General features: G+C 63.1%; 16 protein-coding genes and 1 pseudogene. 9 read left to right on the forward strand and 8 right to left on the reverse strand.

From position 1 onward, the window contains the following. The first annotated feature begins 188 nt into the window (after positions 1-188). The 8 genes from ACZ7GB_RS18730 (at position 189) to ACZ7GB_RS18765 (ending at position 6,268) form a co-directional block, all read left to right on the forward strand. Entirely contained in the window at positions 189-1,286 is a 1,098-nt protein-coding gene (locus ACZ7GB_RS18730) for an SH3 domain-containing protein (protein ID WP_472159949.1), read from the forward strand. Between the two features lie 42 nt (positions 1,287-1,328). Next, positions 1,329-1,676 (forward strand): hypothetical protein, encoded by a 348-nt coding sequence (locus tag ACZ7GB_RS18735; protein WP_472159950.1) that lies wholly within the window; start codon positions 1,329-1,331, stop codon positions 1,674-1,676. 311 nt (positions 1,677-1,987) lie between these two features. Then, positions 1,988-2,335, forward strand: coding sequence for a GlsB/YeaQ/YmgE family stress response membrane protein (locus ACZ7GB_RS18740; RefSeq protein WP_472159951.1), 348 nt, complete (start codon positions 1,988-1,990; stop codon positions 2,333-2,335). A gap of 54 nt (positions 2,336-2,389) precedes the next feature. Next, positions 2,390-2,692 carry a hypothetical protein gene (locus ACZ7GB_RS18745; protein WP_472159953.1) on the forward strand — a complete coding sequence of 101 codons (303 nt, stop codon included), beginning with the start codon at positions 2,390-2,392 and terminating at the stop codon, positions 2,690-2,692. Between the two features lie 104 nt (positions 2,693-2,796). Beyond that, positions 2,797-3,102 (forward strand): hypothetical protein, encoded by a 306-nt coding sequence (locus ACZ7GB_RS18750; RefSeq protein ID WP_078547159.1) that lies wholly within the window; start codon positions 2,797-2,799, stop codon positions 3,100-3,102. 553 nt (positions 3,103-3,655) lie between these two features. Further along, positions 3,656-4,411 carry a hypothetical protein gene (locus ACZ7GB_RS18755; protein ID WP_472159955.1) on the forward strand — a complete coding sequence of 252 codons (756 nt, stop codon included), beginning with the start codon at positions 3,656-3,658 and terminating at the stop codon, positions 4,409-4,411. Positions 4,412-4,497: 86 nt separating this feature from the next. Further along, the gene (locus ACZ7GB_RS18760) at positions 4,498-5,331 is read left to right on the forward strand and encodes a hypothetical protein (RefSeq protein WP_472159957.1); all 834 of its coding nucleotides are present in this window, start codon (positions 4,498-4,500) and stop codon (positions 5,329-5,331) included. Between the two features lie 148 nt (positions 5,332-5,479). Next, positions 5,480-6,268 carry an outer membrane protein gene (locus ACZ7GB_RS18765; protein WP_472159958.1) on the forward strand — a complete coding sequence of 263 codons (789 nt, stop codon included), beginning with the start codon at positions 5,480-5,482 and terminating at the stop codon, positions 6,266-6,268. Positions 6,269-6,559: 291 nt separating this feature from the next. Here ACZ7GB_RS18765 and ACZ7GB_RS18770 read toward each other — a convergent pair whose 3' ends face one another. From ACZ7GB_RS18770 to ACZ7GB_RS18800, 7 genes are all read right to left on the reverse strand, one after another. Further along, positions 6,560-7,600 carry an aldo/keto reductase gene (locus tag ACZ7GB_RS18770; protein WP_472159959.1) on the reverse strand — a complete coding sequence of 347 codons (1,041 nt, stop codon included), beginning with the start codon at positions 7,598-7,600 and terminating at the stop codon, positions 6,560-6,562. Positions 7,601-7,608: 8 nt separating this feature from the next. Beyond that, positions 7,609-8,241, reverse strand: a complete 633-nt coding sequence (locus ACZ7GB_RS18775; RefSeq protein ID WP_143594644.1) for a dihydroxyacetone kinase subunit L — start codon at positions 8,239-8,241, stop codon at positions 7,609-7,611. Between the two features lie 8 nt (positions 8,242-8,249). Then, complete coding sequence (locus ACZ7GB_RS18780) at positions 8,250-9,251, reverse strand: dihydroxyacetone kinase subunit DhaK (protein WP_078547148.1); 1,002 nt, start codon at positions 9,249-9,251, stop codon at positions 8,250-8,252. Between the two features lie 4 nt (positions 9,252-9,255). After that, the gene (locus tag ACZ7GB_RS18785) at positions 9,256-10,311 is read right to left on the reverse strand and encodes an ABC transporter permease (protein ID WP_166504566.1); all 1,056 of its coding nucleotides are present in this window, start codon (positions 10,309-10,311) and stop codon (positions 9,256-9,258) included. Continuing rightward, on the reverse strand, positions 10,311-11,840 hold the full coding sequence (locus ACZ7GB_RS18790) for a sugar ABC transporter ATP-binding protein (RefSeq protein WP_472159961.1): 1,530 nt from the start codon (positions 11,838-11,840) through the stop codon (positions 10,311-10,313). The genes ACZ7GB_RS18785 and ACZ7GB_RS18790 overlap by 1 nt, the downstream gene beginning before the upstream one ends. A gap of 121 nt (positions 11,841-11,961) precedes the next feature. Continuing rightward, the gene (locus ACZ7GB_RS18795) at positions 11,962-12,969 is read right to left on the reverse strand and encodes a substrate-binding domain-containing protein (protein WP_078539248.1); all 1,008 of its coding nucleotides are present in this window, start codon (positions 12,967-12,969) and stop codon (positions 11,962-11,964) included. Positions 12,970-13,001: 32 nt separating this feature from the next. Beyond that, positions 13,002-14,015, reverse strand: coding sequence for an ABC transporter permease (locus tag ACZ7GB_RS18800; protein ID WP_472159963.1), 1,014 nt, complete (start codon positions 14,013-14,015; stop codon positions 13,002-13,004). Between the two features lie 172 nt (positions 14,016-14,187). Between ACZ7GB_RS18800 and ACZ7GB_RS18805 the strand changes: the two genes are divergently transcribed. Next, positions 14,188-15,255, forward strand: a complete 1,068-nt coding sequence (locus tag ACZ7GB_RS18805) for a LacI family DNA-binding transcriptional regulator (protein WP_208607933.1) — start codon at positions 14,188-14,190, stop codon at positions 15,253-15,255. Positions 15,256-15,531: 276 nt separating this feature from the next. On the opposite strand, the pseudogene ACZ7GB_RS18810 reads toward ACZ7GB_RS18805, so the two are convergent. Continuing rightward, a pseudogene (locus ACZ7GB_RS18810) lies at positions 15,532-16,346 on the reverse strand (IS5 family transposase); the annotation flags it as partial. Positions 16,347-16,363: the final 17 nt, after the last annotated feature.

Genomic DNA, 16,363 nt, shown 5'->3' on the forward strand with positions numbered 1-16,363 from the left:
TTCTTCCAAAACGCATATTTTCGCCCTCCCCAAACTCACGCCCGCGTGATCTGATTTGCTAAAGCATGGTCTGAAAAGAAATTTTTAGCCCGGACGTCGCTCACCCCGATCGGGAACGAGCGAATTTATGCGCGCGCGTGGTCCATTCCAAGGCCGCGCGGCCTGTCCGAACCGAGAGGAGATACGTCATGTTCCAAGCGGCCCCGTTCCTGCACTCGCTTCGCACCGCCTCGGCCGCTGCGCTCTGTGCGTTTTCCCTCGCGCTCGGCGCGCCCCAAGCGGCTGCGCAGGAGAGCGTGCCGATCAGCTTCCCGCGCGGACAGTCGAGCGTGACCATCAACGGCGCAGTGATCGGTAGGGACTACATCGACTATGTGCTGCGCGGGAACGCCGGCCAACGGATGAATGTCGATCTCAGGGTCACGGGCACGAATGGCAATGGAATCGCCTACTTCAACATCCTGCCCGCAGGCATGGACTACAATGGCCTGTTCGTCGGCTCGAACGAAGGCAACTCGGCCAGCGTGATCCTCCCCGAAACCCGTGACTGGGCGATCCGCGTCTACCTTATGGGCAATGACAGGGATACCGGCAAGACGGTCGGCTTCTCGATCAAGGTCTCGATCACCGGGCAAGGCAGCGGCGGCTCGACCTCGGGCGGCAGTCAGAGTGGCGGGATGCTTCCCGAAGAGGATTTCTTCGTCGTGACGCTCCGCACGCCGGGCGACACGCTCAATATCCGCAACGCACCGCGGCCAAGCGGTCGCCTGCTGGGCAAGCTGCCCAACGGCACAGTCGTTCGCAATGTCGGCGGCTGCACGATGTCGGACGGTCGGCAATGGTGCAAGGTTCAGGACGCGCAAGGTGGTGTGCACGGTTGGGTCGCGGCTCGCTTCCTGCGCCTTCCCGGACCGGGTGGCGCAGAGAACAGCGCAACCGCCGATGACGGCGGCGGGGCAATGGCCGGCAGCGGGTCGGCAGACATCCGTGTGCAGTTCGCGCCCGGTTCGAGCGGCGCGGAACTCTCCGGTCAGCTGCTTCCGCAGAGATCGCAGCGATATATCCTCGGCGCGGCCAACGGGCAGAACCTGTATTTCCGGCTCGCCGCCAACGGGCCCGGGATGACCTACGTGATCTACAACCCGGAGGGGTCCGTCCTGCTCGACGAAATGCCCGCGGCGCAGGAATACCGTGGCCAACTCTTTCAGTCGGGCGACCACATGATCGACGTCTACAACACGGCCAACGGCGCGCAATCCTACAGGGTCATCTTCGGTATCGACTGACATCCGAACTGCCCTCTCGACCTCAACAGAAAGGAAGAAGACATGCCCAGACTGATCGGAATCATGGCCGGGCTCGGTGCGCTCGCGGCGCTTTCGGCCTGCGTCGAGGACACCGGCGGATCGGCAGCCCGAATGCCGGTCGCGCCCGGCAGCCCGCCTTTCATCACCAGCATGTCTCCGGATGTCAGCCAGGCCGCGATCGACTCCTGCCGATCGGCCCTGGCGGCTCAGACGGCGGGTGGCGTGACCGTGGTCGGTGGAGAGACGTCGCAGGCCGCAACCGCCATCTACATGCGGGTCGGCGCAAACGGCGCTCCGTGGCGCTGTCTCGTCGGCGCGGATGGAAGCAACCCGCAAACCATGTTCATGGGCAGCGAAGGCTACCTCTGATCGGCACCGACCTTCGGGAGCGGCGTATGGCCCCTGCCCCGAAAGCCTCAACACGTGGAGACAGCCTTGCTCGATACTCTCGGCACGCCCGTCAAATACGGACTCATTGGCTGCGTCGCCCTGATCATCGGGTGGTTCATTTCACGCACCTTGGGCTTCGGAGGCACGTCTTGGTGGTCCTCCGCTCTCGCCGGGGCCGTGGGCGGCTACATCGGCGGAATGCTCCGGGAGAGACGGGGGGAAATCCTGATCGGGGTCGAGACCCGCTCGTCTGGCGCAAGAGATTTCACAGCAATCTTGGGGATCCAGTGATGAAACAGAGACTACTCATGGCCTTCGCGGCCACCGCTTTCGCAGCGCCCGCCTTTGCGCAACAAGGCCCCGCGAACGCGGTCGGCGCCGGGATGGGGCTGATCATCGGCATCCTGATTGCCGTCGTCGTCGGCGGGCTCGTCGGCTGGCTTGCGAGCCTGCTCGTGAAGGGGACCGGTTCCGGTATCGGGCTCGACATCCTGATCGGGATCGGCGGCTCGATCCTCGCGAGCGTTCTGCTCCGGCTGTTCGGAATTCAGATCGCGAGCGCGCTCGGCTCGCTGATCGTGATGTTCCTCGGAGCGGTGCTTCTGCTGCTGATCGTGAAGATGGTCCGCAAGGCCTGAGCCCTGCGGAAGACGCCCGAACTCACCGGTGACCAAACTGGAGGGAGAAGAACCATGAAGACCACTCAGACCATCGCAGGCCTGTTCGTGGCCTCGGCCCTGCTCGCAGGCTGCGTCGAGACCGGAGGCTCGGACCCTGCGCTCAGCGGCACCGATGCCCAGTTCGAAGCCATGACCAGTCCCTGTATCGCGCAGGCTGCGACCCTGACCGGCACCAGCGCGGGTTCGGTCACCATCCTCGATCGCATCCAGACCGGCGGCGGCCCGATCGTCACGCTCATGGCGGGCGGGAGCAAATACACCTGCCGCCTTGAAGCGAACGGCAGCGTCACAGTCTTCAGCGAATACGCGAACTGACGCGCCTCCTGCGGCCCCGCCCCCCCTCATAGCGGGGCCGCAGCCAAGATTTTCCAACCGCGCATTGATCTGAACTGGCGCACAAACTGTCGAAGGAGACAAACATGAAGACGAAACTGATCTGGACCTGTGCCGCGGCCCTTCCGCTTGCCGCCTGCGTGGAGACCGGCGACACGAGCATGCCCGAGCAAGGTCGCCCAGCGGTCGGCAGCGAATACGACCTCTCCTCCTTCGAGGGCGCTCGCGCGGGTCAAGCCGAAGGCGGGATCATGGCGCTCGGCTATGAGCGTATTCGCTCCGAAGGGCTGACCTCGTGGTATTTCAATCGCTCCACTGGCGCCTGCGCACGCATCACGACCTCGGACGGTCGTTACTCCGACGTGACCATGCTGCCGGCTGAGGATTGCTGACGGAAGCTACGGTTTCCCGGTCCGTTAGCTCGTGAGCAGTCTGCATTCGCGCTACGCCGCTTTTTGCAGAGCTGCCTCAGTGCCGGTTTTGAACTGTGTGGTCCTGAAAGACAGATGCGGGGCTGCACATCGTGCAGCCCCAAGCTCAACATCCTATCACGTGAAGCTTTCGCGGGAGGGCAGCTTCCGAGCGAAAGTGATTGGGGACCGAACGTCCTTTTTTGATTGGAAATAGCAGACATTGGTTGGGGCTAGGGTCTACGACAGCAAAGGGCCGACCGCGACGCTCTGATGGAAATCGGCAGGAAACGGACGTCCGCTTCGCCAGACACGACCGGCAGCGACGCAGGCTCGCTGCCGGTCGCGGCGCGCGCCCGGATCACCGGTCCCGTGCCCTCTGCCAATGCGTCACGACGGTGACGACGCGACTTCTCAGGTGGTGTGAGAGGCATCCGGAAACATACATCTCGTTGATTACGATCAAAGAGGAATCTCTCCTCCTATGTTCTTCTTGCTTCGACGCGAAGGCGTCAACACGGAGGAGGATATGGAAATGCGTAATTCAATGTTCACGAACAAGTCTCGCGTATCGCTCGTCGCTCTTGCTGCGGCATTGGGACTTGCGATCGCATGGCAAGCACCGGTCACCGGTCCGTTCAGCTTCGCGGCCAATGCACAGGAGTCCGGCGGCCAAGGGACCGGCAAGGGAAATCAAGGCGGTCAGGGTCAGGGCAGTAAAGGCGCCCAGACCGGACAGTCTCAGGGTCAGGGCCAAGGCGGGCCGGGCGAAGATTCCGACGGCAAGGGGCCGCAAGCAGGCGCGCCCTCCTCCTCCGGCGGCGGCAAACCGACCTGGTCGCAGGAAGGGATTCCGGAAGTCGAACTGGGGCGTCTGAACGTCGCGCGCTCGCCGGAACATGTGCTCGATCAGGCCTATGAAGAAGCGCTCGCATCGATTTCGCCCGAGATGGTTTCGTTCTACAACCTTTCGCTCGACCAGGCGATCGAGGAGCTCTCCCTGAACTGGGACAACGTGAGCTTCATAGACTCCCCGTTGCAGAACCTCGGCCTTCTGCAGGCGACGCTTGAGGGGTCGACCCCGCTGTCTAGCCTTGGCGTCTCGAATGATGCCGACACGCTCGCGGCTATCTTCCTCGGCGCGGCTTCGGACAAGACCGTTCCGATCACGACCGATACGGTGATCGCCGTCACGCAAATCCTCGGGGTACCGGTCACGGGGGCTGCGGCCGCGTCTCTTGCAGCCGATGCCGAAGCTGTGCGCATCGCGATCCTCGCCGGACATGGCTGATCGCATCTGACGAACATCGACCCGGACCCGCCTCTGCCGCAGGGTCCGGGTCAAGACGACCAACATCTCATAACAAGGAGGCAGTCATGACACGCAAGACTGCAAAGAGCGCAACTGCCGTGGCAGGAATTGCGCTGATCGCTGGGCTGGGTCTCACCGTGCAGCTTGGCCCGAAATCCGGGACGTTCCATCTGTCCGTGCCGCGCGCCTTTGCGCAAGACAGCGGCTCGCATACCGATGGGGACCACACGGATGGTGGCCAACAGAAGGGCAAGACCGGAGAGGCCGGGCATGGCTCGAGCAACGGCGGTCATGAGGACAACGGCTCGCATGAGGAGAGCGGCGGCCATGGCGGCGCCAGCGGGTCTTCCGGGCAGGGTCAGGGCGGCCCGGGCGCGGATTCCGAGGGCAAGGGCCCGCAAGCCGGTACCCCGTCCGGCACCCGCGGCACCAAGCCGGTCTGGTCCAAAGAGGGTATCCCGGAGGTCGAGCTCGGGCGGCTGAACGTGGCCCGTTCGCCCGATCACGTGCTGCAGCGCGCCTATGAGGAAGCGCTGGCAACGATTTCGCCGACCATGGTCTCGTTCTACAACCTGCCGCTCGATCAGGCGATCGACCAGCTGTCGCTGAATTGGGACAACGTCTCCTTCATCGACTCGCCGCTGCAGAACCTCGCCCTTCTCAAGGACACGCTGGATGGCAGCTCGGCGCTCTCCAGTCTCGGAGTGACGAACAACACCGCAACGCTCGAGGCGATTTTCCTGGGCACCGCCTCGGATAAAACCGTGCCGATCACGGCGGCTACGGTGACGGCGGTGACGACCATTCTTGGCCAGCCGGTGACGGGCGCGGCGGCGACCAGCCTCGCCGCGCAAGCCGAAGCAGTGCGTATCGCGGTTCTCGCAGGTCACGACGGCTGAGAACCTATGGAACCGAAGCAACACTCTGCCCTTGCGTGAAGCGGGGGCAGAAGTTTCTTCTTCAACGCGCGCAGCCAGAGATCCATTATGTCGCGGAACAGGACCATCCGGTCAGGCGGATGGATGAGGCGGACGGAGAGTCATCGAAATGGTTTTTTCAATCAAGCGGGCCGCAGCCTGCGCCCTTGTCTTCAGTCTTGCAGTTCCGGGGGTAGCCGCGGCGCAGGACTCGGCCAGTATCTTCAAGGTCGGCACGGCGAGTGTCACTTATGGACCTTACGTGCGCTTCGGGCTCGGGGCAGCAAACACCCGACCGTCCGACGAGCACTGGCTGCCGCCCGGCTACCCGTCCGATCCGCGGATCGATTTCAACCTGAGCAACGACACGACTGGCTTCGGAGAGATCGCCTTCGGCTATGACTGGATGAACGGCTTCCGCGGCGATGTCAGCTTCCTCACGACTGGCGCCGCCCATACCACCGGTCCGCACACGACCAGCGGCGACCATGCCGACATCACCGCGGCTTCGGTTTCGACCACTGCGGTGATGGGGAACCTCTACTATTCCCCGTTCGAGCAGATGGGCGTCAATTCCCGCCTTCATCCCTTCGTCGTGGCGGGGCTTGGTTACGCGAACAACAAGGTCAGCGACTGGACGCGGACGAACCCCGCATCGGACACCGAAAACCGCACCTTCTCGGGCGACACCCATGGCGATTTCGCCTATTCGCTCGGCATCGGCATGGCCTACCAGCTGACGCCTCCCGGCAAGCACCCGGCGATCCTCGAGATGTCCTATCGCTATTACAGCTTCGGGACCGCGAAGGGTGGCAGCACGCCGGTGACCGGTGGCGATGAGCCGGTTGCTCCGCTGAGCTTCGAAAACGACGCCCATGTGCTCTCGATTAGTCTGCGCATCCCGCTGCAGCGGCTCTGAGGCGGACTTGGACGTTACAAAATCACTGCCGGCCCGATAGACGAACGCTGACATTCGCTGCCGTCAGCGTTCGTCGGCTCTGGGCCGTTCGCGACGGGTCCGTAGGTCTGGGCGGTGCGCGGCCGTTCGCTTCGTTCGGTCCCTATTCCTGCTATGCGCCCAAGTATTCGCTTGCTACCGACCTTAGCGGCAACTGCGAAACCACACAAAAGCGTCAGTAGTCGTCTTAGGCTTCATCGACCGGAGCGACTTACTGCGACCGACCTCGTGCACCAGCTTCAACCGGTCATTTCAGCGCGTCACGATCCCGTCCGCCGGGCTGAAGCGCGGTTTGGCGAATTGCTCTTGATGCCATAGCGGGTAGATCAGCGGCGGGCGGCTCACCTGGTCCAGGCGGGCTAGCTCGTCAGCCGAGAGCGCTACTTCGAGCGCGCGGAAATTGCGCTCGAACTGCTCCACCGTGCTGCCGCCCACCACCAGCGAAGCGACGCCTGGACGCGTAAGCAGCCATGCCAGCGCGATCTGAGCGGCCTCGACGCCATGCGCCTCGCCCAATTCGTTGAGGACATCGACGATCTTCCACAGCTGCTCCTGATCGCGGATCGGCGGCTCGGTCCAGCCTTTCGCCTGACGGCTGCCCTCGGCCACCGGGTTGTCGCGGGTGTGTTTGCCCGACAGCAGCCCTGCGGCAAGCGGGCTCCAGACGGTCGCGCCGACGCCCTGATCGACCGCGATCGGCAAAAGCTCGTATTCCGCCTCGCGCGCCTCGAGCGTGTAGTGGATCTGCTGGGTGACGAAGCGCGCCCGACCCGGCTTGTCCGAGGCCATGAGCGATTTCATCACCTGCCAGCCGGTATAGTTCGAGCAGCCCGCATAGCGGATCTTGCCCTGATCGATCAGCATTTGCAGGGCTTCGAGCGTTTCCTCGACCGGGGTTTGGCCGTCCCATTCGTGGATGTGGTAGATGTCGATGTGATCGGTGCGCAGGCGCTTCAGGCTGCGCTCGCATTCGCGGATCAGATGCCAGCGGCTCGCGCCCTCGCCATTAGGACCGTCATCGATCGGCATCCGGGCTTTTGACGAGATCAGCACCTTGTCGCGGCGGCCTTCCAGCGCCTCGCCCACGATCTCTTCGGCCGTGCCGGTGGAATACATGTTCGCGGTGTCGATCAGGTTCACCCCGTGGTCGATCACGCAATCGAACAGATCGCGCGCCTCGGCCACGCCCTGACTGCCGACCATCGCGAAGGGCCCCTCGCCACCGAAGGTAAAAGTCCCCATCGCGAGGGCTGAAACCTTCAGCCCGCTCCGTCCCAGCGTATTGTAGTGCATACCCTCTCCTACGCGCCGAAAGCGGCGCTTGTCTCTTCGATGAGGATGCAGGCGACGGTGCCGCCCGCGTCCTGAATGCCTTTGGATTTCTCGCCAAACGCGGCAGCCTTGCCGTGCTGGGCTTCCATGTCCTTGGTCGCCTCCAACGCCTCTTTCGCGGCTTGGGCCGCCGCGCGTGATGCCTCCGCGGGCGATGCGCCTGCCTGCGCCTGCGCGGCGATGGTCTCGGCCATCGGGTGCAGCACGTCGAGCACGGTCTTGTCGCCCAGCTGCGCCTTGCCGCGCTGCGCGATCCCGTCGCGGAAGGCCGCCCAGAAATCTGCAAGCGCCGCGGTATCCATCACGTCCACACCGTCGAGCGCCTTCGCGCCGCGCAGGAAGCCCGTCGCCATCAGTGTGCCCATGGTCGAGGGGGCAGCTTTCGCGATCGCAGCGCCTGCAGTTTTCATTCCGTCCGCCAGCGTCTCGGGCGCTTTCTCCTCAAGCGCGGTCGCCGCAGCGGTGAAGCCCTTCGCCATGGTCAGTCCCAGATCGCTGTCCCCGACCTTGCCGTCGAGCTCGATCAGCGCCTGCTTCTCGGCGGCGAACCGGTCCCGGTAACGGTTGAACAGGTCCGGCAGTGCCTTCGCATCCATCGTCATGGCAACCCTCACTTCGCGATATGTTTGAAGAACGGCGTCGTCGCGCCGCGAGCGATCAGCGGTTTCAACTCGTCATCGAGATGCAGCACCGAGATCGAGGCGCCCGCCATCTCCATCGAGGTCGCGAATTCGCCGATCCAGACCTGCGCGACGCTCACGTTGCGCTCTGCGAACAGCTGCGAGATGCGACGGTAGAAGATGTAGAGCTCTTCCATCGGCGTCGCGCCCAACCCGTTGACGATGATCGCCACCTCGTCGCCTGCCGCGTAGTCCTGCTCGGCGAAGATGCGCTCCATCATTTCGTCCACGACGGCATCTGCGGGCTCGAGCGTCTTGCGGGTGATCCCCGGCTCGCCATGGATGCCCATGCCGATTTCCATCTCATCCTCGCCAAGCGTGAAGCTCGGTTTGCCAACCTCGGGAACGATACAGGGCGTCAGCGCGACACCCATGGTGCGCGTGCGCGCCTTCGCCTTCTCGGTCAGGCGGACGACTTCGGCGAGCGGCTTCATCTCGGCGGCAGCGGCACCCGCGACCTTGTAGAGGAAGACAATCCCGGCCACGCCGCGTCGCTTGTGCTCTTCGCCCGGCTTGGAGGAGGCGACATCATCATTGCCGACCACGGTGGCGGTCTCGATATCGTCGACCTCGGCCAATTCCCCGGCGAGGTCGAAATTCATGATGTCGCCGCTGTAGTTGCCGTAGAGATAGAGGACACCCGCCCCCTGATCGACATGCTTGGTCACTTCGAGGATCTGGTCCGAGCTGGGCGACTGGAACACCCCGCCAACGCCCGCACCGTCGAGCATCCCATCGCCGACATAGCCAAGGAATAGCGGTAGGTGGCCGGAGCCGCCCCCCGTCACGATCCCGACCTTGCCGGGGACCGGGTTGGCCGTCACGAAGCAATGCAGATCGTCCGCGACATGGGTCACTTCCGGATGGGCGGCGTAAATCCCCTCCAGCATCTCTTCGACGAAATCTTCGGGTTTGTTGAGAAATTTCTTCATCGGATCACTCTGCTTTGCGTTGCTTGGGTTTTTGCTTGCGGCGCACGAAGAAGGCCGCTGCGAGAAGGATGAACGCGCCCACGACGAGGCGCTGCCAGGTGCTGGGGATTCCCACCAGAACCAGGGTGTTGCTGACGACGGTGATCAGGAGAACACCGGCCACGGTGCCCAGCACCGAACCCGTGCCGCCGGTGATCCGCGCCCCGCCCAGAACGACGGCGGCGATCACTTCGATCTCGGTGCCGACCAGATCGAACGGGTTGGCCATGCGGGTCGCGCTGACATGGATGATGCCAGCCAGACCTGCGAGCGCGCCCGCGAAGGCGAAGACGAAGACATGCACCACGCGCTGGCCATAGCCGAGCCGTGCCGCGACCTCCGGATTGCCGCCAGTGGCGAAGATCGCCCGGCCCATCAGCGTGCGGTCGAACAGGAACCACGCCAGCCCGACGACGACGGGGAAAATCAGGAAATAGGCGGGCAGATCGACCGTCACGCCATTTGCGCCCTGAAACTGATAGAGCGCGGCCTTGCCGAAGGCGGTCATCTGCGGCGGAAGCTCCATCAGCCACACCGTGCCGACGAAAGCCAGCAGGATCCCGCGGAACAAGTATTGGGTCCCGATCGTCACGATCAGCGAGGGCACGCGCAGACCGTGGACCAATAGGCCGTTCACCGCCCCCAGAAGCGCCCCGGCCACGACGGCAATCGCGATGATCGCGGCCATCGGCAGATCGGGCGCCACGGTGATCACGAATTTCGTCAGCGAATACATCGTCAGCGCCGCGATCGCGGTGAAGGAGACGTCGATCCCCCCTGCCGCAAGAATGGCAAAGACGCCGAGTGCGAAGAGGCCGGTCACCACGCTCGCGCGGCCCATGTCGATGAGCGAGCCCGGCTGCAGGAAGTTGGGGTTGATAATCGACACCGCCACGCAGATCACGACGAGGATGGTCAGTGTCACCATCTCGGGTCGGCGTCGCAGGGTCTCCCAAATCGTCAGTTTGTCCTCGGGACGTTTGGGCGTTGATCGGTCATTCATCTCTTGCACCATGGTCATCAGGCAGCCTCGTTCGCCGAGCCGAGCATCGATTGGTAAATACGGTTCTCGTCGGTGGTCGCGGCGTCGAGTTCGTCGACGAGGCGACCGCGGTTCATCACGAGGATCCGGTCGCAGTTCTGCAGCAGTTCCGGCAGGTCGTCGGAGACGATGATCAGCCCAATCCCGCGCTCCGCCATCGCCTGGATCGCGCGGTAGATCGTGTCCTTGGAGCCGACATCGACGCCGACCGTCGGGCCGTGCAGCACCAGCAGCTTCGGCTCGATGCTGAGCCACCGGCCGATCAGCACACGTTGCTGGTTGCCGCCAGACAAAGCGGACACCGGCAGATCGATATTGCCGGTATTGAGGTTCATCGCCTCGGAGATCTTGCTCGCCGCCTCGCGGCCCTTGCGCTTGTCGACGATGCCGCCGCGACCGCGCAGCCGGTCGAGGATCAGCGTCACCTCGTTCTGGTAGATCGATTTCTGCAGGAACAGACCCTCGGAGAGGCGGTCCTCGGGGACATAGCCGATGCCGCGCGCAATCGCGTCCGCGGGAGAGTCGAGATGCACCCGGGCGCCCGAAATCTCGAAATGACCGGAACTCAGCGGCTGGTGACCAGCCAGCGCGAGGGCGACCTCGTTGCGCCCGGAATCCGAGAGCCCCGTGATCCCCAGCACCTCGCCCGCTTTCAGCGAAAAGGCGACATCTTCAAAGGCCGCGCCGGAGCTCGCGCCCTCGACGCGAAGCACTTCCTCGGCCTGCGGCATGCCCTTGCGATAGCGCATCGTGTCCAGCTCGCGCCCGGTCATCAGATGCGACAGTTCGGCCCGCGAATAGTCCGCGATCGGGCCCTGCGAGATACATTCGCCGTCGCGGAAGATGATCGCCTGCCCGCCGATGCGGTAGCACTCCTCCAGCTTGTGGGTGACGAACAGCACCGCCACGTCGCGTTCGAGCAACTTGCCGACCAGCTCGATCAGCGCGTCCACCTCGTGACGCGTGAGCGAGGTTGTCGGCTCGTCCATGATCACCAGCCGCGCGTCGGCGGCGATAGCGCGCGCGATGGCGACGCGCTGACGGATCGCAAGCGGCAGGTCTCCGACCATCGTGCCGAGGAGTTTCGCCGTCGGCTCCAGCCCGACATTGCGGATCGCCGCGCGCGCCGTCTCGCGCAGGCGGCGGCGGTTCAACAGACGCATCAAGCGCCCGTTGCCCCTTACCAGCTGGTCGCCAAGCGCGACGTTTTCCACGACGGAGAGGTTCGGCAGCAGGGAGAGGTCCTGATAGACCGTCTCGATCCCCGCTTCGAGCGACTGGATCGGCGACAACTCGTTATGCGCCTGCCCGTCCAGTATGATCTCGCCTTCGCTGGGCGCGTGGGCACCCGAAATAATCTTGATGAAGGTGCTCTTGCCGCAGCCATTCTCGCCCAGCAGGTGATAGGCGACGCCGGTATCGATCGTCACATCGACGCCACGCAGCGCGTGAACACCGCCAAAGCGCTTATGGATGCCGCGCAGCTCCAGAAAATGTCCGTCTGACATCTGATTGCTCCCCCCTGAACACCGGTCGCTTCCATCCCATGCGCCAAAGCTCCTCCAGCCTGGGCACGGGCGGTCTGACAGTCGGCCGGGGCTGCCCCCGACCGACCAGTTTTTTCACGCCTTAGAAAAGGGTCTCTTTGTAGGTGTCCTTGTCGACGAGAACCATGCCGTTGCCCACGACGAGCACGCCGTCGCCGGCGCCGGGGCGCACGCTGACACTGTGGTAGCCGTCGACTCCCAGATCCATGCCGTCGGTGATCTCCTCACCCGCGAGAATCTTCGTGGCCAGCGAGTTCATCGCCATGCCGGCCTTCTGGGGATCCCAGAACCCGATCGCGGTGATTGCGCCGCTGTCGAGATAGGCCGCCGAAGGGTTCGGCAGACCGGTGCCCACGAGGCAGACCTTACCGGCCAGACCCGCTTCTTCGATCGCGCGGCCGACGCCGAGAACGTCATTGCCCGCCGAGGTCTGGAAGCCCTTGATATCCGGATGCTTGCGCAGGATTTCCTTGGCTTTCTCATAGGTGCCCTGGGCGTCGTCGAAGCTTTCGTTATTCGGATCGACGAGTTCCATGTCGGGATATTTCTTCGCGTTCTCCTCGCCCGCGCCGACCCATTGCATATGGGTGCGGCTGCCCAGCGAGCCGACGAAGGTCGTCCACTTGCCCTTGCCGTCCATGCACTTGGCCAGACGCTCGTTCAGGGCCGCACCGTATTCGGCGTTATCGAAGGCTTCGACATCGGCCATGGTGTTCTTCTGGTTATCGGCCTCATGGGTCACGACGACGATGCCGCGATCCATCGCGCGCTTGAGCACGCCTTCGAGGATCGCCGGATCCATCGGCACGACGGCCAGCGCATCGACGCCGCGTGCCACGAGATCCTGAACGATCTGCAGCTGCTGCGCGGAATCCGCCGTAGCAGGGCCGACTTGCTCGATCTTCATGTCGGAATGTTCCTGCGCGTATTTCTCGACGCCGGTCTTCATCCGGTCGAACCACGGAATGCCGCTGATCTTGACGACCGTGGTGATCGACTTGCCCTCTTGCGCCGCGACCCCTTGCGCACCGGCCAGCATCGCTGCTGTTGTCGCGGCCAACAGGCCGATTTTAAGTCCTTTGAATGCCATGATGATCTCCTCCCTGGATTACATTCTTCGGCTCAGTTTTTCGGAGCGCGCGCCGCGCGCCCCAGCGAAAAGCGTGTGATGAACTGGTCGACCAGCTCGAAGCGGTTCACCGCGAGGAAGCACAGCAGCAGCGCGCCCCAGGCGAAATCCCGCACGAAATTCGAGAACCCGACGAAGTTCAGCAGACTCGACAGGAGCTGCAGAGTGATCGCCGAAAGCACCACGTTGACGACGCGGCCATACCCGCCATCAGGACGCACCCCCGCCATCACCGCGACGAGGATCGCGATCAGCAGGTAGGAGGTGCCGTAGTCCCATTTCACGTTGATGTTGCGTGCCGCGATGATCACCCCGGCAAGCCCGGCCATCAGCCCCGACAGCGCGTAGGTCGTGATCAGAATGCGGTCGCGGTTGAACCCGCTGAAGAGCGCCGCTTTCGGGTTTGCCCCGGTGAGCATCAGCTTCATCCCGTAGGGCGTAAACCGCAGGACGCCCCCCAAGATCAAAGCCGCGCCGAGGAAGATCAGGAAGCTCGCCGGAACTCCGAAGATCAGGCCGTTGCCCAGATCATAGAGCGCGGGCGGCGACCCGATCATGACCGAGCGCCCTTCCGAGAACACGACCGCCGCACCGGCAAAGGCCATCTGGGTGCCCAAGGTGCACAGGATCGGCGTGATCTCGAAGCGCGAGATCAGAAATCCGTTCAGCGCGCCCCCCAGCATGCCGATCAGCAGGCAGCCCCCAGCGAAAGTGATGGTGAACAGCACCGGGGCCTCGTCCACCGGGAAAATCGAAAGAGCCACAAGCCCCGAGGCCACCCCCGAAAGGTTCGCCAGCGCGATCCCCGACAGGTCGATCCCGCCATTGCCCGAGCACATCGCGAGCATCACGCCGATGGCGAGCAACCCGATCTCGGGCACTTGGTTCGCCATCGACTGCAAATTGTAGATCGAAAGGTAATTTCCGCCGGATGCCGCGCCACCGACTGCGAGAAGCAGCACGATGAGCACGGACAACACAAACAGATTCCCGTCCAGTTTCGACATCTCCTCCCCCGTGTCGTTTACTGAATAATTATCTTATTTACTAAATTGCTACTATTATGTTTACTAAAGTCAACCCCGTTTGTTCACTAGCCCCTCTCGGCGCGTGAGATTAAAAGGACCGTGCGTTCCGCCCATGTGCGGCACAGACAAATCGCGATGAAATGAAGGTGGGATGAGCGAGACCATGGAAGTTCAGCCGAAGAAACCGGTCACTTTACGCGAAGTTGCCGGGCATGCGGGGGTCTCCGCTGCCACCGTGTCGTTGGTTCTGAACGATAAGGGCGATATCTCAGAGGCCACCCGCGCCCGCGTCCTGCAGGCAGTGGAAGCGCTGAACTACACGCCGCGTTCGAATCGGCCACGGCAGGAAGCCACCAACACGATCCGGTTCCTGAAAATCGCGCGGCACGGCCAGACGGTGAACCGCGACCACAACCACTTCATCTCGGATTATATCGACGGCATGTCCTTCGAGGCGCTGCGGCGCGACTACGCCTTGCAGGTCGTAAGCTACGAGCAGGAATCTCTTCAGCAGATGCTGTCCGACTTGGAGGGGACGGAGCCGCGCGGAATCGTCGTGCTCGGCACCGAACTGTCGCGCGAGGATATCGAGACGATCATTGAATACGCGCCGCTCCCCACGGTGCTCATCGACACCTACCACCCGTTCCTGAAGGCGAATTTCGTCGACATGGATAACGATCAACTCGTCCACGACGCGCTCTCACATCTGATAGCGCGAGGCTTCCGCAAGATCGGCTATGTCGGGAGCTACAGCGAGGTGATGAACTTCCGACTGCGTCAAAGGGCATTCCAGACTGCGGCCGCGGCACTCGGATTGCAGGGCGAGGATGCGCAGGAACTTTCGGTGATGTCGACGCTGGAGGGGGCCTATAAAGAGACCCTGACTCAGTTGCGCGACCAGCCCGTCGCGGATGCCTATTTCTGCGCGAACGACATAATCGCCTTCGGCTTCGTCCGGGCCTTGCGCGAATTGGGCCATCGCGTGCCAGAGGATGTCTCCGTGGTCGGCTTCGACAACCTGCCTACCTCGAGCGTGTTCGACCCGCCCCTGACCTCGGTCGACGTGCCGAAAGCGCGCATCGGCGCAATGGCGATCCGCCTGCTCGACGACCTCATAGCGGCGGACGACCGCGACCAATCTCCCGTCAAGGTTCTGATGACGGGGGAACTGGTCGTGCGCGACAGCGTCGCAAAGGCGCAAGACAGGAAGCGCTAACCGCGTATGCTCCTGCTATCGTGCAGCCAGAGGACGGGCGTCAACTTCGGTCATTGCCGCGCGTAGCGGAAACCTGCCGCGTTCGGAAAGGTTGCTTCAGACCAGCGGGCGACACTCACTGGTCATGGGAAACGTTCGGCTGGGCGCCCGTGGTTCAAATGCCCGTTGCCGAAAGACTTTCCAGCCGACAGCCTTGACGACGGGCATGGGCGGAGAGCCGACCTTCGCTGCACCATAGATGAACGACTGTTCCGTAGACTCCAGACTCGTTAATGTTCAAAGCCAGAAGATGACAGTTGCGGAGAGGGCTACGGCGGACAGAAAGACCTTCGGGCACCTGTCGTAACGGGTCGCAACGCGGCGCCAGCCCTTGAGCTTACCGAACATGATTTCGATACGGTTGCGCCGCTTGTAGCGGCGCCTGTCGTATTTAATGGGCTTGCCTCGGGACTTCCGGCCCGGGATGAAGGGCTTGATGCCCTTGTCCGGCAAGCCTTCACGATACCAGTCGGCGTCATAGCCCCGATCGGCCAACAGCCATTCGGCCTCGGGCAGGCTTGCTCAGCAGGGCCGCCGCACCGGTGTAGTCGCTGACCTGGCCGGCTGTCATGAAGAACTTGATCGGGCGGCCGTTCGCGTCCATGACGGCATGCAACTTGGTGTTCATGCCACCTGTTCTCCGGAAAACGATCCCCCGGATCGTTTTCTGATCTTCGAACTCCGCCCAATCAGCCGGCCACGCCCCCCTTATTCAACCGCAGGCTCGAAGCCGTGCGGTGCGCCTTGAGATACTTGCGCAGGCTCACTCGAACGCATGGCGTTCGCTTGCTCACATCGATCATCACTGTCTTCCGGTCGGCGGCCTCGGAAGCAAGCCCCTCCATCATCCGGGCGAAAATACCCCGTTCGTGGCTTCTCTCGGACCAGTGGCGTTCAGCCACTCACCTCCAGCGCTTCCATCGGTTTTAGAGGGTCTTCTGTGGACCATACTCTGGCGGCGCATCGGACCAACGCAAGCCATTACGATTGATGAAGACTATTCCGCTCACGACCCGCCGGTCATCGATCCGCGGTTTGCCATGGCTCTTTGGAAGTCAGGAAGGTCAGA

Source organism: Thioclava sp. PTB-PU3-1, from assembly GCF_055666785.1.